This window comes from Serinicoccus marinus DSM 15273 (assembly GCF_008386315.1).
Classification (GTDB): domain Bacteria; phylum Actinomycetota; class Actinomycetes; order Actinomycetales; family Dermatophilaceae; genus Ornithinicoccus; species Ornithinicoccus marinus.
The window spans coordinates 2,412,668-2,437,951 of the sequence record NZ_CP043808.1 but is presented as its reverse complement, the minus strand read 5'-3'; the positions used below and the strand labels follow the sequence as shown (position 1 = coordinate 2,437,951).

The 25,284-nt window shown below is 70.1% G+C and carries 24 protein-coding genes and 4 pseudogenes; 13 read left to right on the top strand and 15 right to left on the bottom strand.

Annotation, left to right across the window (positions count from 1 at the left end; translation table 11 throughout):
- Window positions 1–10 precede the first annotated feature (10 nt).
- The 3 genes from FU792_RS11580 to FU792_RS11570 all read left to right on the top strand — a co-directional run bounded on the left by FU792_RS11580 (window position 11) and on the right by FU792_RS11570 (window position 2,336).
- The gene (locus FU792_RS11580; protein WP_022926217.1) at window positions 11–364 is read left to right on the top strand and encodes a hypothetical protein; all 354 of its coding nucleotides are present in this window, start codon (window positions 11–13) and stop codon (window positions 362–364) included.
- Window positions 365–427: 63 nt separating this feature from the next.
- On the top strand, window positions 428–2,065 hold the full coding sequence (locus FU792_RS11575; RefSeq protein WP_022926331.1) for an IS1634 family transposase: 1,638 nt from the start codon (window positions 428–430) through the stop codon (window positions 2,063–2,065).
- Between the two features lie 34 nt (window positions 2,066–2,099).
- Window positions 2,100–2,336: a hypothetical protein gene (locus FU792_RS11570; RefSeq protein WP_237740022.1), complete on the top strand. Its 237-nt coding sequence runs from the start codon at window positions 2,100–2,102 to the stop codon at window positions 2,334–2,336.
- Between the two features lie 21 nt (window positions 2,337–2,357).
- Here FU792_RS11570 and FU792_RS11565 read toward each other — a convergent pair whose 3' ends face one another.
- Both FU792_RS11565 and FU792_RS11560 read right to left on the bottom strand, forming a co-directional pair.
- The gene (locus tag FU792_RS11565) at window positions 2,358–3,311 is read right to left on the bottom strand and encodes a hypothetical protein (RefSeq protein ID WP_022925103.1); all 954 of its coding nucleotides are present in this window, start codon (window positions 3,309–3,311) and stop codon (window positions 2,358–2,360) included.
- On the bottom strand, window positions 3,301–3,864 hold the full coding sequence (locus FU792_RS11560; RefSeq protein WP_022925102.1) for a DUF6932 family protein: 564 nt from the start codon (window positions 3,862–3,864) through the stop codon (window positions 3,301–3,303). Before FU792_RS11560 ends, FU792_RS11565 begins: the two co-directional genes overlap by 11 nt.
- 246 nt (window positions 3,865–4,110) lie before the next feature.
- Between FU792_RS11560 and FU792_RS11555 the strand changes: the two genes are divergently transcribed.
- From FU792_RS11555 to FU792_RS11540, 4 genes are all read left to right on the top strand, one after another.
- Window positions 4,111–4,392, top strand: a complete 282-nt coding sequence (locus tag FU792_RS11555; protein WP_028131030.1) for a type II toxin-antitoxin system RelE/ParE family toxin — start codon at window positions 4,111–4,113, stop codon at window positions 4,390–4,392.
- Complete coding sequence (locus FU792_RS11550; protein WP_028131029.1) at window positions 4,379–4,681, top strand: HigA family addiction module antitoxin; 303 nt, start codon at window positions 4,379–4,381, stop codon at window positions 4,679–4,681. Before FU792_RS11555 ends, FU792_RS11550 begins: the two co-directional genes overlap by 14 nt.
- 63 nt (window positions 4,682–4,744) lie before the next feature.
- Entirely contained in the window at window positions 4,745–5,308 is a 564-nt protein-coding gene (locus FU792_RS11545) for a GNAT family N-acetyltransferase (protein WP_022925100.1), read from the top strand.
- Between the two features lie 111 nt (window positions 5,309–5,419).
- Window positions 5,420–6,904 carry an ApeA N-terminal domain 1-containing protein gene (locus FU792_RS11540; RefSeq protein ID WP_022925099.1) on the top strand — a complete coding sequence of 495 codons (1,485 nt, stop codon included), beginning with the start codon at window positions 5,420–5,422 and terminating at the stop codon, window positions 6,902–6,904.
- Window positions 6,905–6,923: 19 nt separating this feature from the next.
- Here the strand turns inward: FU792_RS11540 and FU792_RS16800 are convergent, their stop codons facing one another.
- Window positions 6,924–7,580 carry a hypothetical protein gene (locus FU792_RS16800; RefSeq protein WP_022925098.1) on the bottom strand — a complete coding sequence of 219 codons (657 nt, stop codon included), beginning with the start codon at window positions 7,578–7,580 and terminating at the stop codon, window positions 6,924–6,926.
- A gap of 333 nt (window positions 7,581–7,913) precedes the next feature.
- On the opposite strand from FU792_RS16800, the gene FU792_RS16795 reads away from it, so the two are divergent.
- The 3 genes and pseudogenes from FU792_RS16795 to FU792_RS11520 all read left to right on the top strand — a co-directional run.
- Entirely contained in the window at window positions 7,914–8,615 is a 702-nt protein-coding gene (locus FU792_RS16795; RefSeq protein WP_161600248.1) for a TIGR02391 family protein, read from the top strand.
- 141 nt (window positions 8,616–8,756) lie between these two features.
- Window positions 8,757–9,064, top strand: a pseudogene (locus FU792_RS18900) (type II toxin-antitoxin system RelE/ParE family toxin).
- Window positions 9,024–9,316: pseudogene (locus tag FU792_RS11520) on the top strand (HigA family addiction module antitoxin); the annotation flags it as partial. The pseudogenes FU792_RS18900 and FU792_RS11520, both read left to right, overlap by 41 nt.
- A 41-nt stretch (window positions 9,317–9,357) precedes the next feature.
- On the opposite strand, the gene FU792_RS11515 reads toward FU792_RS11520, so the two are convergent.
- Entirely contained in the window at window positions 9,358–9,744 is a 387-nt protein-coding gene (locus FU792_RS11515; RefSeq protein ID WP_028131028.1) for a hypothetical protein, read from the bottom strand.
- A 237-nt stretch (window positions 9,745–9,981) separates the two neighbouring features.
- On the opposite strand from FU792_RS11515, the gene FU792_RS11510 reads away from it, so the two are divergent.
- A complete protein-coding gene (locus FU792_RS11510; protein WP_022925095.1) occupies window positions 9,982–11,433 on the top strand; it encodes an MFS transporter in 1,452 nt (483 codons plus the stop codon).
- A 43-nt stretch (window positions 11,434–11,476) separates the two neighbouring features.
- Here FU792_RS11510 and FU792_RS11505 read toward each other — a convergent pair whose 3' ends face one another.
- The 5 genes and pseudogenes from FU792_RS11505 to FU792_RS11490 form a co-directional block, all read right to left on the bottom strand.
- Window positions 11,477–12,934, bottom strand: coding sequence for a pyridoxal phosphate-dependent decarboxylase family protein (locus tag FU792_RS11505; RefSeq protein ID WP_022925094.1), 1,458 nt, complete (start codon window positions 12,932–12,934; stop codon window positions 11,477–11,479).
- Window positions 12,931–14,274: an MFS transporter gene (locus FU792_RS11500; RefSeq protein ID WP_022925093.1), complete on the bottom strand. Its 1,344-nt coding sequence runs from the start codon at window positions 14,272–14,274 to the stop codon at window positions 12,931–12,933. Before FU792_RS11500 ends, FU792_RS11505 begins: the two co-directional genes overlap by 4 nt.
- Before the next feature lie 70 nt (window positions 14,275–14,344).
- The gene (locus tag FU792_RS18535) at window positions 14,345–14,470 is read right to left on the bottom strand and encodes a hypothetical protein (protein ID WP_022925092.1); all 126 of its coding nucleotides are present in this window, start codon (window positions 14,468–14,470) and stop codon (window positions 14,345–14,347) included.
- 46 nt (window positions 14,471–14,516) lie between these two features.
- Window positions 14,517–14,624, bottom strand: a pseudogene (locus tag FU792_RS17985) (Ltp family lipoprotein); the annotation flags it as partial.
- 464 nt (window positions 14,625–15,088) lie between these two features.
- The gene (locus FU792_RS11490; protein WP_149814778.1) at window positions 15,089–15,493 is read right to left on the bottom strand and encodes a YjbQ family protein; all 405 of its coding nucleotides are present in this window, start codon (window positions 15,491–15,493) and stop codon (window positions 15,089–15,091) included.
- 58 nt (window positions 15,494–15,551) lie between these two features.
- Between FU792_RS11490 and FU792_RS11485 the strand changes: the two genes are divergently transcribed.
- Complete coding sequence (locus FU792_RS11485; protein WP_033418889.1) at window positions 15,552–16,061, top strand: mycothiol transferase; 510 nt, start codon at window positions 15,552–15,554, stop codon at window positions 16,059–16,061.
- 27 nt (window positions 16,062–16,088) lie between these two features.
- Here FU792_RS11485 and FU792_RS11480 read toward each other — a convergent pair whose 3' ends face one another.
- Together FU792_RS11480 and FU792_RS11475 are read right to left on the bottom strand one after the other, a co-directional pair.
- Entirely contained in the window at window positions 16,089–17,339 is a 1,251-nt protein-coding gene (locus tag FU792_RS11480; protein WP_022925088.1) for an MFS transporter, read from the bottom strand.
- A complete protein-coding gene (locus FU792_RS11475; protein WP_022925087.1) occupies window positions 17,332–19,551 on the bottom strand; it encodes an NADP-dependent isocitrate dehydrogenase in 2,220 nt (739 codons plus the stop codon). The genes FU792_RS11480 and FU792_RS11475 overlap by 8 nt, the downstream gene beginning before the upstream one ends.
- A 105-nt stretch (window positions 19,552–19,656) precedes the next feature.
- Between FU792_RS11475 and FU792_RS11470 the strand changes: the two genes are divergently transcribed.
- Window positions 19,657–20,550 (top strand): universal stress protein, encoded by an 894-nt coding sequence (locus FU792_RS11470; RefSeq protein ID WP_143554042.1) that lies wholly within the window; start codon window positions 19,657–19,659, stop codon window positions 20,548–20,550.
- A 10-nt stretch (window positions 20,551–20,560) separates the two neighbouring features.
- On the opposite strand, the gene FU792_RS11465 is transcribed toward FU792_RS11470, so the two are convergent.
- The 4 genes and pseudogenes from FU792_RS11465 to FU792_RS11450 form a co-directional block, all read right to left on the bottom strand.
- Entirely contained in the window at window positions 20,561–22,147 is a 1,587-nt protein-coding gene (locus FU792_RS11465; RefSeq protein ID WP_022925085.1) for a cation:proton antiporter domain-containing protein, read from the bottom strand.
- 91 nt (window positions 22,148–22,238) lie between these two features.
- Complete coding sequence (locus FU792_RS11460) at window positions 22,239–22,961, bottom strand: type 1 glutamine amidotransferase (protein WP_149814777.1); 723 nt, start codon at window positions 22,959–22,961, stop codon at window positions 22,239–22,241.
- Between the two features lie 30 nt (window positions 22,962–22,991).
- A complete protein-coding gene (locus FU792_RS11455) occupies window positions 22,992–24,179 on the bottom strand; it encodes an ABC transporter ATP-binding protein (protein ID WP_022925083.1) in 1,188 nt (395 codons plus the stop codon).
- Window positions 24,176–25,279 (bottom strand): annotated as a pseudogene (locus tag FU792_RS11450) (ABC transporter ATP-binding protein). The gene FU792_RS11455 and the pseudogene FU792_RS11450 overlap by 4 nt, the downstream one beginning before the upstream one ends.
- Window positions 25,280–25,284: the final 5 nt, after the last annotated feature.

Below are 25,284 nucleotides of genomic sequence, written 5' to 3'. Positions count from 1 at the left end.
GGATCGAGCCATGGATGTCCTCGCGCTGGTGATCTCGGCCCTGTCGCTGCTGATCGCCGGCGTCGGCACTTACCAAGCGAACAAGCGCGCGAACGAGGCACTCGCCGAGTCGCGCAAGGCGGCCGAGGACGCACGCTGGTTCGCGGTGCAGGAAGCCGTGCAGCGCCTAATCGGGTTCGATCCGACGGCCGAGCCGGTGGGGGAGCGGCTCGCCAACCTGCGCATCACGTCGATCGCGCTCGTCGACCAGCTCGACGGCTGGGATGGTATCGACTCGTGGCTGGAGGCCGAGCGCACGCTGGGCGCGACCATCGGCCCTGAGTTGGGTCACCGGTCCGTGATTATCGGGCCGGCGAGTCTATGACCTGGCACGATGTGGTGGCTTAGTGCGTCGTTGAGGCACTAATCGGGGTCCTAGGATCGTGGGATGGCGTGGATCCGGCGGGTGCGGACGGCCTCGGGGGCGACCGCGGTACAGATTGCGGAGTCCGTGGACGGGCGGCGGCGGATCGTGCGCCACGTGGGATCAGCGCACGACGGGGCCGAGCTCGGGTTGCTGATGGCTCAGGCACGCCAACTGCTCGAGGGCGACGCTCAGGGCGAGCTGGACCTGGGACTGTCGATACCGGTGCCCCGAGCAGCGATGGTGCCGGCACCGTCCGCGGCGACGCTGTTCGACGACCCGGCCGGGCCGGTGGGCCGGCGCGCGGTGGTGGCCGCACCGCAGGTGCTGCGCACCTCCTCGGCGGTGCTGTACGACGCCCTGGCCGGGGTGTACACCGACTTGGGGTTCGACGCCCTGGGTGATGAGGTGTTCCGCGACCTGGTCATCGCCCGGTTGGTCGAGCCGACCAGCCTGCTGGACGCCGACCGGGTGCTGGCTGACCTGGGCCGGGTCTCCGCGAGTCTGTCGACCCGCAGTCGCACGCTGAGGCGCTGCCAGGACGGGGCCTACCGGGACCAGATCGCCAAGCTGTGCTTCCAGCACGCCCGGGCCAGCGAAGATGTGTCGCTGTGTCTGTACGACGTGACCACGCTGCACTTCGAAGCAGCCGACGAGGACGCGCTGCGCAAGGTCGGGTACTCCAAGGAACGACGAGTCGACCCCCAGATCATCGTCGGCCTGCTGGTTGACCGGGGTGGGTTCCCACTAGAGATCGGGTGCTGGGAGGGCAACAAGGCCGAGACCCACACGATCGTGCCGATCATCGAGGCCTTCGCCGCCCGGCACCAGATCAACGACCTGGTCGTGGTCGCGGACGCCGGGATGCTGTCCGCGGCCAATCTGAAGGCCCTGGACGAGGCCGGGCACACCTTCATCGTCGGGTCCAAGAACGCCAAGGCCCCGATCGACCTGGCCTCGCACTTCCGCTGGCACGGGGACGCGTTCACCGACGGCCAGGTCATCGACACCCTCACCCCCAAGGCTGGCAAGAACAAGGGGAACGACCCCGCCCTGCGCGCCGAGCCGGTGTGGGACCCGGAGCAGTACCCGACCTCGTGGCGGGCGGTGTGGTCCTACTCGGCCAGACGGTTCGCACGGGACAACAAGACCCTCACCGCCCAGGAGAACCGCGCCAAGGCAGCGATCGAGGGCAACAAACCCGCCCGCACGCCCCGGTTCGTCAAGACCCGCACCGACGGTCTGGTCCTGGACGACGCAGCGCTGGCACGGGCCCGACGACTCGCCGGGCTGAAGGGCCTGGTCACCAACATCCCGACCACAGTGCTGCCCGCGTCCGAGGTGATCAGCTCCTACGCCGACCTGTGGCACGTGGAGCAGTCGTTCCGGATGTCCAAGAGCGACCTGCGGGCCCGGCCCCTGTTCGCCCGACGTCGCGACTCCATCGAGGCCCACCTGACCATCGTGTTCACCGCCCTGGCCATCGCCCGCACCGTCCAGGCCCGCACCGGGCTCTCGCTACGCCGAGTCCTGCGCCAGCTGCGCCCATTGCGCTCGGCCACCATCGAAGCCAACGGCGCCATCCGCACCCTGCCACCAGCACTCGGCCCCGACGAGCACGCCCTCCTGAACGACCTCGGGCAGACCGATCCAAGGCACTAAGCCATTTGACCTAACTCAGGTCGGCCGCCAGGTGATGGAGGCCGCCAAGCCCGGCGACACCGTTGAGCGGCGGGTGGCGAACCTCGACCCGCTGATGAGTTGGGCGCACGCGCTGAGCAGCAACCTGCGCCATTTACGATCAGTCGGCCACGACGCGGCTGCACTTGCCAAGCTCCAGGTCAACGCGGAAGAGTTGGTTAGGGAAATTCATGCGCGTCACGGCTGGGATTTGCCGCCGCGGACCAACCTCCGGATCCAGCCGTTGGACTAGATGTGGTGTAACGACTCGGCCTTACGGGTTGCTCAGCACTGTGAACGACGTCGCCGTGTACTTGGGCTTAACTTCGCCGGCAGGGCCGGTTTCTTCCGTGACTGACACATCGACTGAAACTGACATGCCGGTGCGCAGCGTTGCAGTGTTCGCCGCAGGGATCTTCTTCGCGTCGATCTTGACGATCTCGCCGTCCTCGATCTCCAGCTGCCAAGCGCTGATCTCGCTGACAGTCCGCAAGATGCCGCGGATGGTGGTCGGCTCGAGCTCGAGTTCCCGAGAAGCGATGAGCTCTCCAATGTGAGCGAGTTCAGCCGTGGAGAGGCGCGTGCGCAGGCGCGCCTGGCGAGGCTGGGACCAAGTGAGATCAGGCTCGAACCCTGATTTCACCAGACCTGTCGAGAAGTCGCGCAACGTCGTGGCGACGCGCGGTCCGTACTCGCGGATGCGCGCCAAGAAGTCACTGGTGTCGGCATCTGGGCCGAGACGACGTCCGTCCTCGAGCAGTCCCAGTGCTCGCTTCATGGCGGTGTCGATCAACTGGGGCTCTGCATTGTCGTCTCCGAACAGCCCGACTTGGCCATGGGGTGAGATCTCGTCCGCTGGCGAAGTCGTCGGCACGATCTGCAGGATGAGGCTTCCCGGCAGTGGTGAACCATTGAGGTTCAGTCGGGTCTTCGAGACGACGTCGGCGGGCGGTTGCCCACGCAACGACTTGTGCCCCTTCACCGCGAGGCCTGTCGCAAGCACCAGGCGCTGAAAATTGCGAAGCGTGTCAGCAATCCCGTCGATCGCTCCCGAGTGGATCGTGATTCCTGGCCCAGTCAGGCGCAGAGACCCTGAAGAAGCGTCGCGCCGCAGCAAGCCGTGCTCAGCGCGCAGAGTCTCGATGCTCATGCGCGCAAGATCATCTGCGTCCTGCCACTCAGCTTCGCCTTGGACGTTGGCCTTGAACTGCTCCCAGTCAAACGCCATGGAAACCGTCCAGAGTCACTTCGAAGTAGCCGCGCTGCGGTAGGGCATCCGGCCGTTGCGGAGGATCTTCCTTCGCGCCGTTGCGCTTGCGCATCCAGAAGTCATCCCAGTAGCCACGATTCAACGCATATGACTGGTGCTCGACTGAGTGGGCGCGGTCCGCCTCGGGGAACACGTGCCATAGGCAGTATCGAGTATCAACGCGCAGGCCCGTCGCTGGTCGGACCTGGTTCATCCCGAACATCTGCAGGATGTACCGATCCTTGGGGTCGGTCACCTGGTCAACGAGCACGTCTTCGCCCCAGTAGACGAGGTCGATGTCGTCAGGATCGATCTTGTCGGTAAGGAAGCTGCCACCCACCCATACGCACACCACGGGGACGACAGAGCGGATGCCGTCGGTAGCGGACTCGAAGTGCTGCCAGATCTCGGCGCGGGTCGCCGACTTCGCGAACCGGGGATCGTCAACGTAGTGGGATTTGATCTCTTCCAACGACGCGCCGAATCGGCCCAGCGGAAGCAGGCCCGTCTGCTCGTCAAGTGCAGGCAGCACCAAGTCACCTCCCTGTGGGTCGCAGTCACCTGTCATTATGTCCTATCAGGGGCTGCCGACAGAGGCGGACGCGAGATCGGGTCGCGTGCCCCCGCTGCCCCACCTTCTGCGTCTCCGGAAGGGGCGAGGTGGGGGCCGAGGCGATGCCAGCCAGACACGCAACCACAGGTTGGTATGTGCCGGAATGCGGTGGAGTTCCGGTTTAACGTCTAGCGTTAATGACGGTCTGCGTTATATGTTGGCCGCGTGATCAGATCGTTCGGCAGCAAGGAGACCGAACGGCTGTGGCGTCGTGAACGCGTGCGGTCCCTTGATCCGAGGATCCATCGGGTCGCGTTGCGCAAGCTTCGTCAGGTGGGATCCGCGGAGGTGTTCGACGACCTCCGCGTCCCACCCGGTAGTCGGCTCGAACCGCTGAAGGGTGATCGAGTTGGCCAACACAGCATCAGGATCAGCGACCAGTGGCGGATCTGCTTCGTGTGGACGGCCGCCGGACCGGAGGAGGTGGAGATCGTTGACTACCACTGACAAGATCGCGCCGATCCATCCAGGGGAGGTCCTCATGGAGGACTTCATCGAGGGATTCGGCATCACCCAGAACAAGCTCGCCGTGTCGATCGGCGTCCCACCCCGGCGGATCAACGAGATCGTGCACGGCAAGCGGGGGGTCACAGCGGACACTGCGCTGCGCCTTGCAAAGTACTTCGGCACCTCGGCTGAGTTCTGGATCAACCTGCAGAGCCACTACGAGCTCGATCGCGCGGAGGACCTCGTGGGGGATCAGATCGCGTCGATCACCCCGTTGCCGATCGCATGACCGTGACCCACGTGCGTGCATGCTGCGCGAGCAGTCTCCTGTCCTTCGAAGATTGGTCACTGCATGGCGCTGCCTGACACGTTGCCGCGTTTGCGCCGCGGACCGGTCGTGCTCAGGGCCTTCGAGGAGCGAGATGCGGGTCTCGTCGTCTCGGCTGCCTCTGATGACCTGATCCCCTGGATCACCACGGTGCCCACCAGTGGGTCCCGACGCGACGCGGTGGAGTACATCGCGAGGCAGCACTCACGCCTTAAGTCAGGTGCCGGCTATTCCTTCGCCATCGCAGACTCGGAGACCGATGCGGCCGTCGGCCAGATCGGACTCTGGCTGCGCGACATCGACGAGGCTCGCGCAACCACGGGCTACTGGATCGGCCCCGGTCATCGACGGCGCGGCTATCTCACAGCTGCTCTGCAAGCGTTGACGGACTGGGCGTTGACGTTGGATGAGGTCGAGCGACTTCAATTGTTCGTCGAGCCCTGGAACGAGGGGTCGTGGCGAGCTGCCGAACGATGTGGATATCAGCGAGAAGGGTTCTTGCGATCGTGGCAGCAGGTGGGTCAGCAGCGGAAGGACATGTTCGTCTACAGCATCCTGTCCGGCGCGCCTGTGCCGACGGATTCGTGATCTCGCTGGTCTGATCACCGTGATGGTTCTACGTGCCGGAACGCGGTGGAGTTTAGATTTTCAATCTGACATCTGGCGGCGAGATGGGAATGAGCTTTGCAGGGGAGAACGATGGCCAACGACCCACTGAACCTCGACGGGACCGGCGAATGGGCTGGTTTGTGGTGGTTGCCGGACAACCCTGACGACCAGGTCCCGGGCGTCCTCCGCTACGACGCTGATGGGGGCCTCTCGCTCTCGCTTATCGGCGCGTTCGAGGACCGGATCATGTCGAACCCTGCGCCTGGGGTGACGGCGTACCACGAGGGCACCAGGACGTGGGACCTGATCCACGGGGTCGCCGAGCAGCGAGAGATCACCCTCCTCGGCTCAGTCCCGATAAGCAGCAAGAGAACATTCGGCGCGCGCGTGGCGAGCCCTGACACGCAAACCGTGACCGCAGCGGTCGCAATCATCGGCGCGCATGTCAGCGGCGAGGACGACCAGACGTTCTCCGGGGTCGAGATCTCGGTCGAGGATCTGGGGCTCTGGGCGGCATCGTCCGTGTTCGAAGGATTCCTCGGCGCTGCCGACGGGAAAATCGACGGGACCGGGCGCATCTCGGTGAAGCCGGTCAAGGCTCAGTCGGTAGTGGTCGACGGCACCGAGTATCGCCTCGCGCATACACACACGCTTCCGTACTTCGACCAGCGCAAGGGCGGAAGCGTCGGACGCATGAGGGATACCGTCTCCATCCAAGTCTTCCCAGCCGAACCATTCGCGCTGAACGAGGCGCTGAAAGCGGCGAGCCTGGTGCAGGACCTGATCGCCTTGGCGACGCACCGCGCGGCAGGCGTGATCTGGCTTAGGCTCGAGGTGGCCGGGACCGAGTCGCTCCTGCCGAACGGTCAGCCCCTGCCGCGCCGGCGAGCCGACGTGCTCTACTCGCCCACCGCGCTCGGCAAGCACGACGCGAAGGTCGTCGACCACCACCGCGTGTTCTTCACCTGCGCCTCGCTCCCGTTCGAGGAGGTCCTGCCCCGCTGGTGCGAGGCCCATGGCCGCCTGCAGGCAGCGACCAACATGGTCCTGGGCCTGCGCTACGCGCCGGCTCGCTTCGTCGAGAACAATCTGCTGACGGCCGTGGGCGCTGCTGAGGTTCTGCACCGCAATCTCCGCATCGACGAGAAGCCCTTCCCCAAGGCGGAGTTCGCGGCGATGCGTGAGGCGATGCTGGCCCAGGTCCCCGAAGATCATCAGGACAGGTTTAAAGGGGCCATCCGCAATGATCCGACGCTCCGGGACCGTCTCCATGCCCTCGCCGCGCGACCCGATCAGGAAGCGATCGCACTGCTGGTGCCGGACGTCGCTCGCTGGGCGAAGAGGACGACGCGGGCCCGCAATGACCTCGCGCACGAGGGAAATACACCGAACCATTCCTTCGATGAGCTGATCGCCGTCGTCGAAGTGACGACCGCGGTCGTGCTCCTCAACGTCCTGCACGAGCTTGGCTTGCCGGCGGAACGGCAACGAGAGATCGTGCAGGAGCACCCACAGCTGAGGGCGACTTCGCGGACCTCGGGCGAGTGGCTGGTCACCTCGGCCTCCGGCTCCTGAGCGACCTGTTCCTCGGAGGTCACCACTGGTCGGTAGATGTGCGTCTGTGCCGAAACTGGTGGAAGCCAAGGGTCGAAATGAACCCTTGGATTCCCTGCGGTGAGCCATACTCAGGGTCGCGCGGTCGCTCACGGGATGCATTGGTGACGTGCATGCTGCCGTCCGCATCACGATGCATCGTCATGTAGACGACGTCGTCTACGGCATAGATCCTGAGCACGCGGACAAGTTCTGAGACTTCGATGTAGGTCAACGACCTCCTGCTGCTCCAGTCGGATGCGACGAAGATCCCCTCGAGCCTGTGTGGCGGCTCTTCGCTGCCGTTGAACGAGAACACAACGCTGTGGATGACGCGGTTGCAGAACTCACGGACCGAGATCCGCTCGTGGGTGCCCTGCTCGAGGTCGAACATCTCCCAGAACTCGTGGCGGCTCCAAAAGTCGGGCTGCTGTCCGACGAGAGGATGCGAGAGCACCTGCACGTATTCGGCCGAGGCATCATCGCTAATCTTCCCAGGGGTGTCCAAGAGCTTCCGCATGGCGAAGCTCGCGACCATGACGTCGCGCTCCACAAGGAAGCCCGTACGGTCCGTCCATCGCTTCTGACCCGCACGCCTCTCGACGTCAACAGCGATCCGACCGAGGGCCTCCTTCCAAGGGACGGAGTCGCCGATCACTGCCGCACTCGTTCTGCAGTTTCCGTTGTGGCGTCAGGCGTTTGCACGAATCCATCTTGGCGGGATCTGCGGGCAACTCGTAGAGGTTGCAGCAGGATCACGGTTTCAGGTCCTCGGCGGATCCGCAGAAGCCGGTCGGCGTTCCTGAGGAGGCATCTTGCAGCGCGATGCCGTGTCTGGATGCCGTGTCTGGGGGACAGATCAGTCGGGAAGTGCTGCTTGCGGGCCATGAGGCGAGTCTCTCGCATGCCTCCGCCAGGGAGCGGCCGAGGGGCGGCTGCCGTGGCACGGAACTGCCGGCGGTGCTCGGCAGTCGCTGGCATCATTGGGAACATGGCACCGCTTCCGTCTCACTTCCGCACTTTCGGTACTACGACGGTCACCATCGTCCACAACCCCGGTACCGAAGACGAGCAGCGATTTGATGTGGAGGCGCACATCCAGGCCAAGACCGGGTTCTTCGCTGTAGACACTCCGATCTACGAGGGCGATGTCGTGGAGTTCCCAGACCCACGGGGCGGCACGACCCGGAAGGTCGCGGCGACCGTCGACGTCAACAACCCCACGGGAGCATCGTTCCGCGGCATGGAGCACATCCACGTGACATGGGGCGCTGCGCCGCCGAGCCGCATAGCACCCGTGCGGCGACTGTCGATCGAAAACCTTCATGAGGAGGTCATCAGCTCCTCGAGCGAACTCTTCGCCGACGGGCACTACGAAGCCGCCGTGAGCGAGGCATTCAAGTCGATCGAAGTCCGCGTGCGGGAGCTCACTGGATCCACGCAGTCCGGTGTCAAGTTGATGGGCGAGGTGTTCGGCGGCTCGGACCCGCGGGTCTACGTGTCCACAGCTTCCGGTCAGAGCGGAAAGGACGAGCAAGAGGGGTTCGCAGCGCTCTTCCGTGGGGCGATGCTCGGAGTGCGGAACCCAAGGGCGCACGACCTCTTCCGGCCCCGGGATCCTCAGCAAGCGTTGGAGTACCTCGGATTCGCCAGTCTTCTTCATCGCCAGCTCGATGGCGCGACGACGAAGTAGCAGGTCTTTCGCGGAGCGTGGCCTGGACGCCCATCTGTTCGTCTGAGGGGCGGGTCGCGTAATGGCTGTACGTACCGGAACTCGGTGGAGTTCCGGTTCAACGTCTAGGGGTATAACGGATCGCGTTATATACCCAGTCGCGTGATCAGATCGTTCGGCAGCAAGGAGAGCGAACGGCTGTGGCGTCGTGAGCGCGTGCGCTCGATCGATCCGAGGATCCATCGTGTGGCATCGCGCAAGCTTCGGCAGGTGGGATCCGCGGAGTCGCTTGCCGACCTCCGCGTCCCCCCTGGGAACCGGCTCGAGCTGCAGAAGGGCGACCGGGCCGGCCAGCACAGCATCAGGATCAACGACCAGTGGCGGGTCTGCTTCGTGTGGACTGACGCCGGACCAGAGGAGGTGAGATCGTTGACTACCACCGACAAGATGGCCCCGATCCATCCTGGTGAGGTTCTCATGGAGGACTTCATCGAGGGTTTCGGCATCACGCAGAACAAGCTTGCGGGGTCGATCGGGGTGCCGCCCCGGCGCATCAACGAGATCGTGCACGGCAAGCGAGGGATCACGGCGGACACGGCGCTGCGCCTGGCGAAGTACTTCGGCACCTCTCGGCTGAGTTCTGGATCAACCTGCAGAGTCACTACGAGCTGGATCGTGCAGAAGACGCCGCGGGGAAGCAGATCGAGGCGATCCGACCGATTCTGTCAGTGAGGACCCTCGCGACCCTGGCTGAGGCTAGGTGTCAGCTCACGGCGGAGCGGCGCTCGCGACGCACGGCGACGAAGGAGCGGATGCCGAGCACGACATACCCCACCAGCAGCACAAAGCTGATGGTGCCGGAGATCACGGCCAGCGGGCGCTCGGCCTCGCCGGCGAGCAGGTCGCCGAGCCCGAGGACGTTGCGCAGCGTGCCCAGTGCGCCGATGAGCGCGACCACCAGGGCGGCGTGGATCCACACCTTGGGGTTGCTGCGCCCCAGCACGCCGCAGACCGCCAGCACCACGCCCAGGATCGCCGGGATGAGGGCGGTCCAACTCGACATGCCGGCGGCGAGCCAGCCGATGACGCCCACGGCGATGAGCAGGACGCCCAGGACCAGGGTGGTGCGCGGCATAGACGAGTTCTGCATGGTGCTCCTTTACGAGTGGGGGTCCTTCCAGGTTAGCCGGGGGAGGGGTGCCGGCTGCCGCCCGCCCGGACAACTGTGAGCCGGTATGTCACTCACGAGCCTCCTCGAGGGGGCTGTCGAGTGACATACCGGCGGGAAGTTGACGAGCCGGCTCCCAGACGGGCCGCCGGGAGAGCCAGCCCGAGGGGCGGTCTGCCGGTGCGCCCGCCTAGCATGGGTGGGTGATGAAGGCGCGCCGTGACGGCTGAGGACACCTCCGGCACGACGACCGCCGATCCCGCTCCCGACCCGGCACGCTGGCGGATCCTCGCCGTGACGCTGGCGGTCGGCTTCATGTCGCTGCTGGACGTCACGATCGTCAACGTCGCGATCCCGTCGATGCGCAGCGGCCTGGACACCTCGGCCGCCACGATCCAGTGGGTCGTCTCCGGGTATGCCCTCAGCTTCGGCCTCGTGCTCGTCACCGGCGGCCGGCTCGGCGACGCCTGGGGCCGGCGGCGGCTCATGCTCATCGGGCTGGCCGGCTTCGTCCTGGCCAGCGCGGCGTGCGGTCTGGCGCCGACCGCGGGCGTCCTCGTCGCCGCGCGGCTCCTCCAGGGCGTCTCGGCGGGGCTGCTGTCGCCGCAGAACACCGGGCTCATCCAGGAGCTCTTCAACGGGCCCGAGCGGGGGAGGGCGTTCGGGCTCTTCGGCCTCGTGGTCTCGGTGGCCTCCGCGGTCGGGCCCGTGCTCGGCGGGGTCATCATCGCGCTGGCCGGGGAGGACGGCGGCTGGCGCTGGATCTTCCTCGTCAACGTGCCGATCGGCGCGGTCCTGCTGGTGGCGATCGCCCGGATGGTGCCCGACACTCGGGTCGAGGGGGAGTCCGCGGACGCCCGCCTGGACCTGGTCGGTGCGGTCCTGCTCGGCCTCGCCGTGCTCTGCCTGCTGCTGCCGGTAGTGGCGCTGGAGTCCGGGGAGACGCGGCTGCTGGTGCTGCTGGCCGGGGTGCCGGCCCTGGGCTGGGCTTTCGTCGCCTGGGAGCGCCGCCTCAGCCGGACCGGTGGTGCTCCGCTCCTCGACATCGCGCTGCTGCGCCGCACGCCGGGCTACGGCAACGGCATCGTCGTCGGCTCGCTCTACTTCACCGGCTTCACCGGGGTCTTCCTCGTGCTTTCGGTCTACCTCCAGGACGGCCTGGGCTACTCCACCCTGGCGACCGGTCTGCTCCTCACACCCTTCGCCGTCGGCTCCGCGGTCTCCTCGCCGTGGGCCGGGCGGGCGGTCTCCCGGGTCGGGCGCCCGCTCGTCATCTACGCCCTGGCCGTCATGATGACCGGCCTGGTGCTCATGGCGCTGCTGGCCGGCTGGGCCCAGGACCGGCCGTGGCTGTGGGCCGCGCTCGCGTTGCCGCTGCTCCTCGCCGGGCTGGGCGGCGGCGCCGTCGTCTCGCCCAACTTCACCCTCACCCTCGCCGACGTGCCGCCGCGCATGGGTGGCGCGGCCGGCGGGGCGCTGCAGACCGGGCAGCGCGTCGGCTCGGCCATCGGCGCCGCCGTGCTCATCACGGCCTACCAGCTGGGTGCGGGCGAGACGTCGGACCCCGGCGGGGGCCTGCGTGCGGCGATCGGGGCGGCCCTGGTGATCCTGCTGCTCGCCCTCGCCGCGGCCCTCTGGGACGGCTGGCGGCGCCGCAGGCGCGGCGACTGAGCGAGGAACGCGCGGGCAGCGGTCGGTCCTCGCCGCGGTGCCCTCAGGCCTGCGTCGGCCCCTCGCCGAACTCCGCCAGGAAGTCCATGAGCAGGGCGGCGCTGCGCTCGCGGGGCAGCGCCTCGATGAGCCCTAGCACCGACGCCAGGTCCAGCTCGCCGCTCTCCCAGGCCGTTCGCGCGAGCAGCGCGGGATCCGGTGGGGCCGCCACCTCCTGCGCAGGTAGGCCCGCGCCGTCCCGACCGCGGACCTCGTCCGCCCCGGCGACGAGCGCGGCGCCCAGCTCCTCCAGCACCCCCGAGGTGACGGGCGTGATCGTCAGGTGCGTCGACCGCGGGATCCTCGAGCCGTCGGTCTGCGTCATCCCGGGCTGCCCCTGCAGCACGAAGCCGCGCCGCGCCACCGCCGCTGCCCACGCGTGCGGGTCCACCCGGTCCGCCTCGGTGACCTCGGTGTCCGCCGCCGCCGCGAGCAACGGGCCGACCGGGTCGCCGAGCACCCGCAGCCCGACGATCCCGTCCACCACCCCGCGCACCGCGGTCGTCGCCTGGACCACGCGCGCCGTGAGATCGGCATACCCCTGCGGCCCGAGGCGGGTGAGGACCGCCCACGCCGCCGCCAACGACATCGCCGAGCGCGACCCCAACGCCGTGGGGTTGACCACCGGGTAGCCGGGCCAGCCGGTGAGCGCGTAGTAGCGCGCCCGGTCCAGTGCGGGGTCGGCGAAGAGGAGCACCGACGCACCCTTGGGGGCGTAGCCGAACTTGTGCAGGTCGGCGGAGATGCTCGTGACCCCGGGGACGGACAGGTCCCACGCCCCAGCGCCTGGCCACCACGGCAGGACGAAGCCGCCGACGCAGGCGTCGACGTGGCACGGGATGCCGCGCTCGGCTGCCGCTGTGGCGACCGCCCCGACCGGGTCGACCACGCCGTGCGGGTATGCCGGTGCGCTCACGACCACCAATGCGGTCGCGTCGTCGAGGCGCGCGACGAGCCGCTCGGCGGGCAGGGTGCCCGTGCCCGGGTCGACCGGGACGGTGACCACGTCGAGCCCGAGGTAGTGGGCGGCCTTGTGGAAGGCGGCGTGGGCCGTGCTCGGCGCGACGACGCGGGGGGTGGCGGTGCTGCCCGGGTGGCGCTCGCGCCAGCGTTCCCGGGCCGCGAGCACGGCGAGCAGGATGCTCTCGGTGCCGCCCGAGGTCACCGCTCCCGCAGTGTCCGGGCCGCCCCCGAGCACCTCGCGCGCGAACCGGAGGACGTCGGCCTGCAGCAGCGCCACCGACGGGAAGGTCGTGGGGTCGAGCGCGTTGACCGCCTGGACACGGGCGGCAGCCGCGCCGGCGAGCGCGTCCAGCTCGGCCAGGCCGCTGTCGTAGACGTAGCTGAGCACCCGACCACCGTGGGTGGGGGCGTCGGCGCTCCGGTAGGCGTCGAGCCGGGCGAGCACGTCGGCGCCGAGGTCACGTCCCGCCTCGTCGTGGTCGGTGAAACGGTGTGTCACGGCAGACCTCTCGTCGAAGGGGCGGTGGTGAGGGCCGGCTCGTCGTAGCGCCGCAGCAGGAGGAGGCTCGACGCGACCAGAGCCGCCGGGACGATCGAGAAGGCGAGCACGATGGCTGTGGTCGCCGCCGTAGGCTGGGCCAGGACCTCCCCAGCCGCGCTGGAGCGGAAGCCGGTGAGGCCGAGCAGCACGAGCACGACCACGGGCCCCAGGGCCAGGCCGGTGGTCTCCCCGGCGGTCCACAGCCCGCTCATGGCGCCGCCGCGCTCGCGGCCGGCTGCGCTGATGACGTCGGGCAGCATCGCGAGCGGGAAGAGCTGCATGCCGGCGTAGGCCACGCCCGCGACGCCGACCGCGAGGTAGACCCACCAGCCCGGCGCCCACAGCATCCCCACCAGGGCCAGCGTCGCCGCGGCGAAGGCGAGCGAGGCGACCCGCAGCGCGCCCGCCTTGCCGCGGCGGGCGGCATACCGCGTCCACAGCGGCATGACCAGCAGCGCGGGGGCGACGAGGGCGGCGAAGAGGAAGGTCAGCGCGGTCTGGTCGCCGAGGGTGTAGGCCGCGACGTACTGCGCCGCGGCGAGCATGACGCCGGTCGCGAGCGCCTGGAGCACGAAGACGGACAGCAGCGTGCGGTATGCCCGCTCCTCCCGCCACGCGGCGAGCCCGGCGCGGTAGCCCGCGAGCGCTGAGGTGGACGAGCCGGCTGCCCGGGTCGAGGAGAGATGCCGCCGGGTACCGGCGACGGTCGCGAGCATGCCGGCGAGCAGCAGCACGGCGATGCCGAGCGCCATGACGAGGTAGCCGCGGTGGCCGCCGCCCGCCGCGTCGCGCAGCGCCGGACCGCCGGCGCCGACGAGCAGGATCGCCAGGGCGAGGAGGGCGATGCGCCAGGCCATGACCCGGGTCCGCTCGGCGTAGTCGCCGGTGAGGTCTGCGGGGAGCGCGATGTAGGGCACCTGGAAGCAGGAGAAGGACGTCGTCGCCAGCACGAAGCAGCCCAGCACCCAGGCGCCCGCGGCGACCGGCCCGAGCCCGGTCGGGACGGCGAACATCCCGACGAAACCCAGCGGGAGGGTCAGCGCGCCCAGGAGCATGAGGCGCGTGCGGCCTGCCCTGGTCGCGGCGTCGCGATCGCTGCGCGCGCCCACCAGCGGGTCGATGAGCACGTCCCAGACCTTCGGCACGACGACCACCACGGTGGCCAGCAGCGCGGGGACGGCGAGGGTGTCGGTGAGGTAGTAGGCGAGCACCAGCCCCGGCAGCGTGCTGAACCCACCCGTGCCTACGCTGCCGGCGGCATACCCCAGCACCGCGGGGCGTGGGAGGCGGCGCTGCATGGCGCGTCAGCCTAGCGGGGGCCGACCACACAGGCCCCAGGCTGGCGTCAGGGTCGGGCCCGGGCGGACGTCACACCGCGGTGACGGGGTCCCGGCGCAGGTCGCCGAGGGAACCGTCCCATCCCGTGCCCTCGAGCATCAGCAGCTCGTCGCGGGTGGGAGCAGGTCCGGCGGGCAAGGGTTCCAGGTCGTCCATGGGTCGTCCTCCCGTCGTCGCGGTACCCGGTGGCGTGGGTTGGCCGTCAGAGGCCGGTCTGGTCCACCCCGTAGGTCGCCTGCTCCTGTGTGTAGCCCTCGAAGACCAGCTGGTCGATGAGGCCCTGCCGCGAGAAGCCACTGAACTCGAGATAGGACTCGGCCGCGGCCTCCTCACCCGCGGCGAGCGCGGCAGCCTCCGCCTCCTCGGCCCGGCTCTCCGCGTCGTCGGCCCGGGTTTCGGCCTCCTCCGCCTGTTGCCGAGCGGGACTCGAGCTCGGACTCGAGCTCGGAGACGCGTGCCTCTGCTTCCGAGGCCCGTTGCTCGGCCTCCGTCACACGCTGGTCCACCGCCGCGTCGGCCTCGGCGGTCGGTGCCGAGGAGTCGGTGCCAGAGTCCTCCCCGTCCGAACAGCCCGTCACGAGGGCGGCAGCTGTCAGGAGCGTGACGATGAAGGGCAGTCGTCTCGGTGCCATGTGTCGTTCTCCTCGTCGAGACCATGGGGTGAGATCGTGCCGGAACGATACGTCACGTCGGCACGGTGGTCTTCGCGAAGCGACGTCCACCTGTCCCTCCCCGAGGACGAGTGACCGCGCGGTGCGCCGAGCGCGTCCCTGGTCAGCCCTCGAGGAAGTCCAGCCGGACCTTCCGCTCGGCGTTGTCGACGTTGAGGTCGACGAGACAGATGCTCTGCCAGGTGCCGAGCGCCAGCCTCCCGCCCTCGACGGGGACGGTGGCGTAGGGCGGGACGACCGCGGGCATGACGTGCGACCGGCCGTGGCCGCGCGCGCCGTGCGCGTGCCGCCACCGGTCGTCGGCCGGCAGCAGGTCGCCCAGGGCCGCGAGCAGGTCGTCGTCGGAGCCCGCGCCGGTCTCGATGATCGCCAGCCCCGCGGTGGCGTGCGGGACGAAGACGTGGAGCAGCCCGTCGCCCCGTCCCGACACGAAGCCCTCGCACTCACGGGTGAGGTCGAGGACGACCTCCTCGCCTCCCGTCCAGACGTTCAACGTGGTGGTCTGCATGCCCCCAGCATCGCGGATCGCATGGCTGCTGTCAGGGGGCAGGGCTACCGTGCTGCCGATGGACACCTTCCAGGACCTGCTCGCCGACGGCTTCTCCCGCGTGGAGGAGGGGGTGGGTGCCGTGCTCGACGGGCTGTCGCCCGAGCAGCTTCGGTGGCGGCCGGACGACGAGGCGAACCCCGTGGGCTGGCTGCTCTGGCACCTGCTCCGGCAGCAGGACGCCCAGCTCGCCCAGCTCTCGGGGAAGGAGCAGGCGTGGGACCAGGGGTGGAGCGAGCGTCTCGACCTGCCCTACCCGCCGGACGCGATGGGCTACGGGCAGGACCCCGCGGAGGTCGGCCGGTTCGAGCTGAGCGACCCGGACCTGCTCGTGGGGTATGCCGGTGCCGTCCACGAGCTCACGCACCGCCTCGTCGCCGGGCTGGACGCGCAGGAGATGGAGCGGGTGCTCGACGACTCCTTCGACCCGCCGGTGACCGTGGGGGTGCGGGTGTTCTCGGTGCTCGAGGACGCGATCAAGCACCTGGGGCAGGCCGAGTACGTCAAGGGGCTGGCGCAGCGAGCCTGACGGTCTCCCGCAGCGCGGGACAGGGGCTCAGGCCGGGGCGCCTCCGGGGTCTGCCGGGGCCATCTCGTCGTCGACGAAGACCGGCCGGGACACCCGCAGGCCGGTGAGCGTGAGCGCCACGCCGCTGAGCGCGAGCAGGGCCAGCACCAGGCGCCAGTCGCCGGTCCAGGCGTGGATGAGCCCGACGAGGAACGGTCCGGAGGCGCCGATGAGGTAGCCCACCGGCTGCACGAAGCCGGAGAGCCGCGCCGTCACCCGCGGGTGGCGGCTGCGGGCGTTGATGAGCGCGATGACGGTGGGGAAGGCCCAGCCGGAGAGCCCCAGCAACCCGGCCCAGAGCCAGGGGAGGGTGGCCGGGGCGAGGAACAGCCCGGTATACCCCAGCACCGCGAGGCCCCCGAAGGCGACCATCCACGGCGCGAGCGTGCGCGACCGGTCGATGACGGTCGGCATGACCAGGCCCCCGACGATGCCCAGGCCCGTGAGCATGGCGGTGAGCAGCCCGGCGACGGTGGCGGACAGCCCCGCGTCGCGGTAGATCTCCGGCAGCCAGCCGAACTGCACGTAGGCGTTCATCGACTGCACGCCGAACATCGCGGTCAGCGCGACCGCCGTGGGGGAGCGGACCAGTCGGCCGGCAGCACCCCCGCCGTCCTCCGGCACCACGGCGCCGCGCTCGCGGCGGGCGACCACGAGCCAGACCAGCAGTGCCGACACGGCGGCCAGCCCCCAGAGCCCCAGCGACGGGCGCCACCCGTCGCTCCCGGCCGCGGCGGCGACGGGGGCAGCCAGGGCCGCGCCGGAGGCTCCGCCGACGGTCAGCCCGGTGCCGTAGACCGTCATGAGCCGCACCCGGTCCGCGGGTTGCCGCTTGATCCACGCAGGGACCAGCACGTTGCCCACGGCCATCCCACCCAGCGCGAGCGCGGAGAGCAGCACGAAGGTCACCGCCCCACCGGTGAGGACGCGCAGCAGCAGCCCGGCGGCGACGACGACCAGCCCGAGCAGGATGGTCCCGGTGAGGCCCAGGCGGCGCGAGAGCGGCACCGCCAGTGCGCCGAGCGCCCCGAAGCAGAGCCCGGGCAGCGCGCTCAGCACCCCGGCGGCCGCCGGGCTGAGGCCGATCCCGGCCTCGAGCTCGGCCAGCACGGGGCCGACCGACGTGGCGCCGGGCCGGAGGTTGACCGCGACGAGACCGACCGCGACCAGCGCGAGCAGCCCCAGGTGAGGCAGGGGTCCGCCGGACCCGTCGCGGCGGACCCCCGGCCCGTCAGTCACGCAAGGCGTCGATCACAGCGTTGAAGGTCGCCGAGGGCCGCATCGCGGCGAAGGCCTTGGCGTCGTCCGGCTGGTAGTAGCCGCCGAGGTCGACCGGGCTGCCCTGCACCGCGACGAGCTCGTCGGCGATCTCGGTCTCCTGCTCGCCCAGCTGGGCCGCGACCGGCGCGAAGCGCTCGGCCAGCTCGGCGTCCTCGGTCTGCTCGGCGAGCGCCTGCGCCCAGTAGAGCGCGAGGTAGAAGTGGCTCCCGCGGTTGTCGATCTGGCCCAGCTTGCGGGCCGGCGACTTCTCCTCGGTCAGCACCCGCCCCGTGGCCGCGTCCAGCGCGTCGCCCAGCACCCGGGCCTTGGCGTTGCCGTCCCGCTCGGCCAGGTGCCGCAGCGACTCGGCCAGCGCCAGGAACTCGCCCAGGCTGTCCCAGCGCAGGTAGTTCTCCTCCTGCAGCTGCTGGACGTGCTTGGGGGCCGAGCCGCCGGCACCGGTCTCGAAGAGCCCGCCGCCGTTCATCAGCGGCACGACGGACAGCATCTTGGCGCTCGTGCCGACCTCGAGGATGGGGAAGAGGTCGGTGAGGTAGTCGCGCAGCACGTTGCCGGTGACCGAGATGGTGTTCTTGCCCTCGCGGATGCGCTGCACCGACAGGGTGGTCGCGTCCACGGGGGAGAGGATGCGCAGGTCCAGGCCGTCGGTGTCCTCCTCGGCCAGGTATGCCTGGACCTTGGCGATGAGGTTGCGGTCGTGCGCCCGCTCCTCGTCCAGCCAGAAGACCGCCGGGTCCCCGGTCGCCCGGGCCCGGCTCACCGCGAGCCGGACCCAGTCGCGGATCGGCTCGTCCTTGGTCTGGCAGGCGCGCCAGATGTCACCGGCGCTCACCTCGTGCCGCAGCAGCACCTCGCCGCTGCCGTCGACCACCTCGACGGCACCGTCGGACGGGATCTCGAAGGTCTTGTCGTGCGAGCCGTACTCCTGCGCCTTCTTGGCCATGAGGCCGACGTTGGGCACCGAGCCCATGGTCGTCGGGTCGTAGGCCCCGTGCTCCTTGCAGTCCTCGATGACCGCCTGGTAGACGCCGGCGTAGGAGGAGTCGGGGATGACGGCGAGGGTGTCGGCCGTCTCGTCGGAGGGCCCCCACAGCTGGCCCCCGTTGCGGATCATCGCCGGCATGGAGGCGTCGATGATGACGTCGCTGGGGACGTGCAGGTTGGTGATGCCCTTGCGGGAGTTGACCATCGACAGGCGGGGCAGCTCGGCCAGCCGGGCCTCGATCTCCTCGCGCACCTCGGCGGCCTGCTCGCCCAGGGCGTCCAGGCCCGACAGGATGCCGCCCAGCCCGTCGTTCGGCGACAGCCCCGCCGCGGCGAGCGCCTCGCCGTGGCGGTCGAAGACGTCGGCGAAGAAGACGCGGACCGCGTGCCCGAAGACGATCGGGTCCGAGACCTTCATCATCGTGGCCTTGAGGTGCAGCGACCACAGCACGTCGTCGGCGGCAGCCTCCTCGACGGTCGCGGCGAGAAACTCCTCGAGCGCGCTGGCCGACATGAAGGTGGCGTCGACGACCTCGCCGGCGAGCACCGGCACCGACTCCTTGAGGACCGTCGTCGTGCCGTCGCCGGCCACGTGCCGGATGCTCAGGGTGTCCTCGGCGTCGAGGACCACCGAGTCCTCGTTGTGGCGGAAGTCGCCGGCCTCCATCGTGGCGACGCGGGTGCGCGAGTCGCTGCTCCAGGCCCCCATGGGGTGCGGGTAGGCGCGGGCATACATCTTGACCGCCTCGGGGGCGCGGCGGTCGGAGTTGCCCTCGCGCAGCACCGGGTTGACGGCCGAGCCCTTGACCCTGTCGTAACGTGCGCGGGCGTCGCGCTCCTCGTCGGTGCTGGGCGACTCGGGGTAGTCGGGCAGGTCGTAACCCTGGGCCTGGAGCTCGGCGACGGCCGCCTTGAGCTGCGGCACCGAGGCGGAGATGTTGGGCAGCTTGATGATGTTGGCGTCCGGGGTGGTGGCCAGCTCGCCCAGCTCGGCGAGGGCGTCGCCCACCTGCTGGTCCGCCGGCAGCCGGTCGGCGAACTGCGCCAGGATGCGACCGGCGAGCGAGATGTCACGCGTCTCCACCTCGATCCCCGCCGCCCCGGCGAAGGCCTCGATGATCGGCTTGAGCGAGTACGTCGCCAACAGCGGGGCCTCGTCGGTGCGGGTGTAGATGATCGTGGACATGCCTCTCCCTGGTCAGGTGCGGTCGGGACGTTCAGGGCCTGAGTCTACGGGCGCGGCGGCGGTAGACTGGAGCCACTCGTCGCAGGACCCGTGGAGGTGAGCGCGGTGGCAGCACGACTCGAGCACCCGGTCGTCGTGGGTGTGGCCGGGACCGGGATGGACGACGCCGCGCTGGAGTGGGCCGCGCGCACCGCGCGGCGCACCGGGGCGGGGCTGGTCGTGGTCCACGCGAGCGAGCCGGAGGCGCTCGCGGCCCGGATGGCCGGTGGGGAGGCGGTGGCGGTGACCTCGGTGCTGGAGGCCGAGGAGGAGTTGGTCGCCGAGCTGGAGCAGCACGTCGCCGGGCTCGCCGAGCGGCTCGGCATCGTCGCCCGCACGGACGTCTCCCGCGGCTCACCGGCCGCGGCCCTGCTCGCGCACCAGGACGACGCCGCGCTCCTCGTCGTCGGCACCGGGGCCCGCAGCGCGGTCGAGGAGTTCCTCCTCGGCAGCACCTCGCTCGGCGTGGCGGCCCACGCCCGTCGCCCGGTGGCCGTCGTCAACGCCGGCGTCGACGTCGACCGGCTCGACCACGGGGTCGTCGGGCTGGGGGTGGACGGGAGCGACGACAGCGCCCGGGCGGCCCGCGCCGCGCTCGCGCTGGCCGAGCTCACGGGATCGTCGGTCACCGCCCTCACCACCTGGTTCCTCGAGGTGGTCGACGGGTATGTCGTCACCGAGCCGGGCAGCCCGGAGTGGCAGGCCGTGGAGCGGCGCCACGCGGAGACCGTCGTGCGGGTGCTGCAACCGGCGGTCGAGGCCTACCCCGACGTGCCGGTCGAGTGGGAGGTCCGTCGCGGCCCGGTCGTGCCGACGCTGCTGGGGGCCGCGCAGGGGTGGGACGCCCTGGTCCTCGGCAGCCGTGGCCGCGGCAGCATCCGTGGACGCCTGCTGGGGTCGGTCAGCCAGCGGCTCATGCGCAGCGCCCCCTGCCCGGTCATCGTGTCCCGCGCGCCGTGACGCTCCGGGCTCACAGCCCGCCGGTCGTCGCCTCCGCGGCCCGCTCGGCGATCGTGGCGCCCGCACCCTCGTAGAGGTTGACGACCACGTCGGCGCCCCGGGCCTCCAGGTCACCCACCTCGTCGTCGTACTGCGCCACGGCAGCGATGACCCCGTCGTAGTCGCTCTCGGTGAGCTGCTGCAGCGCGACCTTGTTGGCGCCGTGGAAGGGCATGGCGAGGACGACGATCTCGACCTGCCGGGTCGACTCCAACCGGCCCCAGAAGTCGCCGTCGGCGGCGTCCGCCTCGACGATGCGCATACCCTGCTCGCGCAGCTTCCCCACCCGGCTGGGGAGGTTCTCGACCCCGAGGACGTCCAGGCCGTAGACCTCGGACAGCTCGGTGTAGGCGCTGCGACCGATGCGTCCCATGCCCATGATGACCGCCCGCGCGTCGCCGAAGGAGATCGGCAGCTCGTGCGGGTGCACGTCGTTCGAGGGGTGCATGGGCATGACCGAACGGGCCCAGCGCAGGATCGTGTCCGACTTCTCGTTGATGAGGGTGGCCGCGACGAAGCTGGTCGCGACCGCGACCGACATCACGACCAGCCACTCCTCGTCCAGCATCGCGCCGGACACCGCCACCGAGGTGACGATCAGCCCGAACTCGGAGTAGTTGCCGAGCAGGAGACCGGCCTTCACCGAGGTGCGGCGTCGCAGCTTCTGCCGGTCGAGGAGGAAGACGTAGAGCCCGATCTGGGCCGGCAGCAGGAGCAGCAGCAGCATCCCCAGGACCGCCGAGGAGGTCGTGGGCACCCCGATGAAGCCGATCGAGACGAAGAAGCCGATGAGGAGCAGGTCCTTGAGCAGGAAGAGCGAGTGCGACAGGTCGCTGGCCGCCTTGTGCCCGGCGAGCAGCATGCCCACGACGAGCGCGCCGAGGTCGCCCTTGAGGCCGACCGCATCGAACGCGGCGTAACCGGGGCCCAGCGCCATCGCCAGCCCGAAGAGCGCCTGCATCTCGCCGTGCGGGATGCGGTCCCACAACCAGCGACCGAGCCAGGTCACCGGCACCAGGGCGAGGACGACCGGGATCGCCCAGATGCTGGGGATCCGGCCACCCGAGATGGTCATGAAGATCACCGCGGCCAGGTCCTGCATGACCAGGATGCCGATCGCGACCCGGCCGTAGAACGACTGCAGCTCGGCGTGCTCCTCCAGCACCTTGACCACGAAGACGGTCGAGGAGAAGGAGAGCGCGAAGCCCACCAGCGCCAGGGTCTGGAGGTCGAGGCCGCGCAGGAGGGGGTAGCCGAGAAGGCCGACCAACCACAGGAAGGTCGTCCCCACGGCGACCGACAGCGCCATATGGCCGACCGTGGTGACCCACACCTCCCGGGACAGCAGGCTGCGGACGTTGAGCTTGAGCCCGATGCCGAAGAGCAGGAGCGTGACGCCGAGGTCGGCGATGAAGTCGAGGTAGGGCAGCTCGTCGACACCCAGCCAGTTGAGGGCGAAGCCGGCGAGCAGGAAGCCGAGGAGCGCCGGCAGCCGCATGGTCGTCGCGAGCAGCCCGGCGACGAAGGTGGCGGCGATGAAGATCGCTGCGTCGCTCATGGCGGTCTCCTGACGGCGCGGGCCCCTCGTCTCGTGACGTCATCTTCCCACGCCGGGCACGGGGTGGTCCTCACCGCCCGGTACGCCGACGTCAGGCCGGCAGCGCCGCGGGGGCGCTCGCGAGCTCGCCGAAGCGACGCAGCAGCCGCTCCCACGCCGGGTGGAGCTCGTCCTGCCGGGAGCGCAGCTCGTGCAGGGCGGCGACCTCCGCTTCGGGCTGCTGTCCCTCGGTCCACCCGAGGACGATGTCGGCGTCGACCTCGGGATGGAACTGCACCCCCCAGGCGCGGGCACCGAGGCGCACCGCCTGGACCGTGCCGTCGGGAGCCCGGGCGAGGACCTCGGCTGACCTGGGGAGCACCGTCGCGATGTCGCCGTTCCAGTGCAGCAGCTCGTCCCGCTCGTCGAGCACGTGGGTGAGCGGGTCGGTCCGCCCGGCCGGGGTGGGCGACCAGGGCAGCAGGCCCCGCGTGCGCCCCTGCGGGTGGGCCGCCACCTCCCCGCCGAGCGCCACCGTCGCGAGCTGGTGCCCCAGGCAGATGCCGAGGAAGGGCATACCGCCGGCGACGACAGAGGTGATCAGGGCCCGGGTCGGCAGCAGCCAGCGGTGCTCGCGGTCGTCGGTCGCGGACATGGAGCCGCCGAGGACGACGAGCGCGACGTGCTCGGTCAGGGTCGCGGGGAGGGCATACCCCTCGTGCGCGGGGAGCACCTCGCAGGTCAACCCCGCACGCTCCAGCCAGGGCAGGAGCAGGCCGGGCGGCGCCTTGTCCTCGTGCTGGACGACGAGCACCCGTGCGCTCGCTGGTCTCATGGGCCTCAGGCTAGACCCGGTGGACGCGGATCAGCCGCCGGTGTCCGGCATGTCGCGGGCCGCGAAGCCGGCGCTGCTGACGTCCTCGTCCTCCTCCGGCCCGGCCCAGTAGGGCTGGTCCTCGCCCTCCTGGGCGGCGTCGACGGTATGCCGTGGCAGCTCTCCGGAGGCGATCTGCTCGGCGTAGTGGCAGGCCACCCGGTGGGTGCCGGGGACTCCCTCGATCTGCACCTCGCGCAGCTGCGGACGCTCGTCGTCGCAGCGGGTCTCCTGGCGCCAGGGGCAACGGGTGTGGAACCGGCAGCCGGCCGGCGGGTTGGCGGGGGAGGGCAGGTCGCCCACGAGCAGGATCTGCTCACGGGTGTCCTCGACCGTGGGGTCGGGGACGGGCACGGCCGAGAGCAGCGCGCGGGTATAGGGGTGCAAGGGGCTGTCGTAGAGGTCCTGCGCGTCCGCCTCCTCGACCAAGGACCCGAGGTACATCACCCCGATCCGGTCGCTGATGTGGCGGACCACCGCCAGGTCGTGCGCGATGACCAGGTAGGTCAGCCCGAACTCCTCCTGCAGGTCACCGAGCAGGTTGATGACCTGGGCCTGCACCGAGACGTCCAGGGCGCTCACCGGCTCGTCGGCGACGATGAGCTGCGGGTCGACCGACAGCGCCCGGGCGATGCCGACCCGCTGGCGCTGGCCCCCGGAGAACTCGTGCGGGTACTTCGAGAGGGCGGCTGCGGGCAGGCCGACAGCGGTCAGCAGCTCGGACAGTCGCTGCCGGGCGGCCTTGCCGTCCTTGGCCATGCCGTGGGCGCGCATCCCCTCCAGGAGCAGCTGCTCCACGGTCTGTCGCGGGTCCAGGCTGCCGAGCGGGTCCTGGAAGACCATCTGCATGTGCCGCCGCTGACCGCGCAGCTTCTCGCCCTTGAGGGTGGACAGGTCGACCCCGTCGAAGTGGACCTCGCCCTCGGTGATGGGCTCGAGCTGCAGCACCGCCCGGCCGAACGTCGACTTGCCGCAGCCGGACTCGCCGACCAGGCCGTAGGTCTCGCCGCGCCGGATCTGGACGTCCATGCCGTCCACCGCGTAGACGTGGCCGACCGTGCGGTCCATGATGACGCCCTTCTTGATCGGGAAGTGCACCTTGAGCCCGCGGACGTCGACGAGCAGGTCCTGCGCGGACTCCGACCTGGCGCCGGTCTCCTCCCGGGTGGCGGTGCTCATGCCGTGCCCTCCTGCGGGTGGTCGGGATGGGCGTCCTCCCGGCCGTGGGTGCGGATGTCGTCCAACGGGTTCTCCTCCAACGGGTGGTGGCACCGCAGCAGCCGGTCCGGCCCGAGCCCGTCCCGGTCCGGCACCAGGTCCGGCGTGGTGCTCCGGCAGGCCTCGACCTCGGAGGAGCAGCGGGGCGCGAAGGCGCACCCGCCCTCCCACGGGATGTTGTCGGCGACCGACCCGGGCACCGGGTTGAGCCGGCGGCCGCGCTCCTCGGTGAGCCGGGGGATGGAGGCCAGGAGGCCACCGGTGTAGGGGTGCCGGGGCCGGGCGAAGAGGTCGTGCCGCTGGGCCCGCTCGACGACCTTGCCGCCGTAGAGGACGTTGACCTGGTCGCACAGGCCGGCCACCACCCCGAGGTCGTGGGTGATCATGATGAGCGCGGTGCCGGACTCGGTCACGAGCTCGCGCAGCAGCGCCAGGATCTGGGCCTGGATGGTCACGTCCAGAGCGGTGGTGGGCTCGTCCGCGATGAGCAGACGCGGCTCGCAGGCCAGCGCCATGGCGATGAGGGCACGCTGCCGCATCCCGCCCGAGAGCTGGTGCGGGTACTCCTTGAGCCGGGGTCGGGTCGGGGATGCCGACCTTGTCCAGCAGCTCGGTGGCCCGGCGGCCGGCAGGCCCGGGCTTCATGCCCTTGTGCGCCTGGAGCACCTCGGCCACCTGCGTCCCGAGCGGCACGACCGGGTTGAGCGAGGACAGCGGGTCCTGGAAGATCATCGCCAGCTCGCTGCCCTCCGCTCGCGCAGCTGCTCCTGGCTCAGAGTCAGCAGGTCCTGTCCGTCGAACCGGACCTCTCCGGTGACGGTGTTGCCGCGTGCGGGCAGCAGCCCCATGATCGCCAGCGAGGTCACCGACTTGCCGCAGCCGGACTCGCCGACGAGGCCGACGGTCTGGCCGGGCCGCACGTCGAAGCTCACGTGGTCGACGGCGGTGAAGGCCCGTCGACCCCTGCCGAAGGTCACCGACAGCTCGTCGACGCTGAGCAGCGGCTCCCCGGAGCCGGGGCCGGGGCCGTTCGTGGTCGTGGTGGTCGCGGTATGCGTCATCGTCG

Coding starts and splice junctions, on each gene's coding strand:
- FU792_RS18535 (WP_022925092.1), bottom strand. CDS start 14,470: ATGGACGACCTGGAACCCTTGCCCGCCGGACCTGCTCCCACCCGCGAC.
- FU792_RS11540 (WP_022925099.1), top strand. CDS start 5,420: ATGGCCAACGACCCACTGAACCTCGACGGGACCGGCGAATGGGCTGGT.
- FU792_RS11465 (WP_022925085.1), bottom strand. CDS start 22,147: ATGAGCGACGCAGCGATCTTCATCGCCGCCACCTTCGTCGCCGGGCTG.
- FU792_RS11500 (WP_022925093.1), bottom strand. CDS start 14,274: ATGCAGCGCCGCCTCCCACGCCCCGCGGTGCTGGGGTATGCCGCCGGC.
- FU792_RS11490 (WP_149814778.1), bottom strand. CDS start 15,493: ATGCAGACCACCACGTTGAACGTCTGGACGGGAGGCGAGGAGGTCGTC.
- FU792_RS11455 (WP_022925083.1), bottom strand. CDS start 24,179: ATGAGCACCGCCACCCGGGAGGAGACCGGCGCCAGGTCGGAGTCCGCG.
- FU792_RS11515 (WP_028131028.1), bottom strand. CDS start 9,744: ATGCAGAACTCGTCTATGCCGCGCACCACCCTGGTCCTGGGCGTCCTG.
- FU792_RS11580 (WP_022926217.1), top strand. CDS start 11: ATGGATGTCCTCGCGCTGGTGATCTCGGCCCTGTCGCTGCTGATCGCC.
- FU792_RS11460 (WP_149814777.1), bottom strand. CDS start 22,961: ATGAGACCAGCGAGCGCACGGGTGCTCGTCGTCCAGCACGAGGACAAG.
- FU792_RS11545 (WP_022925100.1), top strand. CDS start 4,745: ATGGCGCTGCCTGACACGTTGCCGCGTTTGCGCCGCGGACCGGTCGTG.
- FU792_RS11475 (WP_022925087.1), bottom strand. CDS start 19,551: ATGTCCACGATCATCTACACCCGCACCGACGAGGCCCCGCTGTTGGCG.
- FU792_RS11570 (WP_237740022.1), top strand. CDS start 2,100: ATGGAGGCCGCCAAGCCCGGCGACACCGTTGAGCGGCGGGTGGCGAAC.
- FU792_RS11575 (WP_022926331.1), top strand. CDS start 428: ATGGCGTGGATCCGGCGGGTGCGGACGGCCTCGGGGGCGACCGCGGTA.
- FU792_RS11565 (WP_022925103.1), bottom strand. CDS start 3,311: ATGGCGTTTGACTGGGAGCAGTTCAAGGCCAACGTCCAAGGCGAAGCT.
- FU792_RS16795 (WP_161600248.1), top strand. CDS start 7,914: ATGGCACCGCTTCCGTCTCACTTCCGCACTTTCGGTACTACGACGGTC.
- FU792_RS11485 (WP_033418889.1), top strand. CDS start 15,552: ATGGACACCTTCCAGGACCTGCTCGCCGACGGCTTCTCCCGCGTGGAG.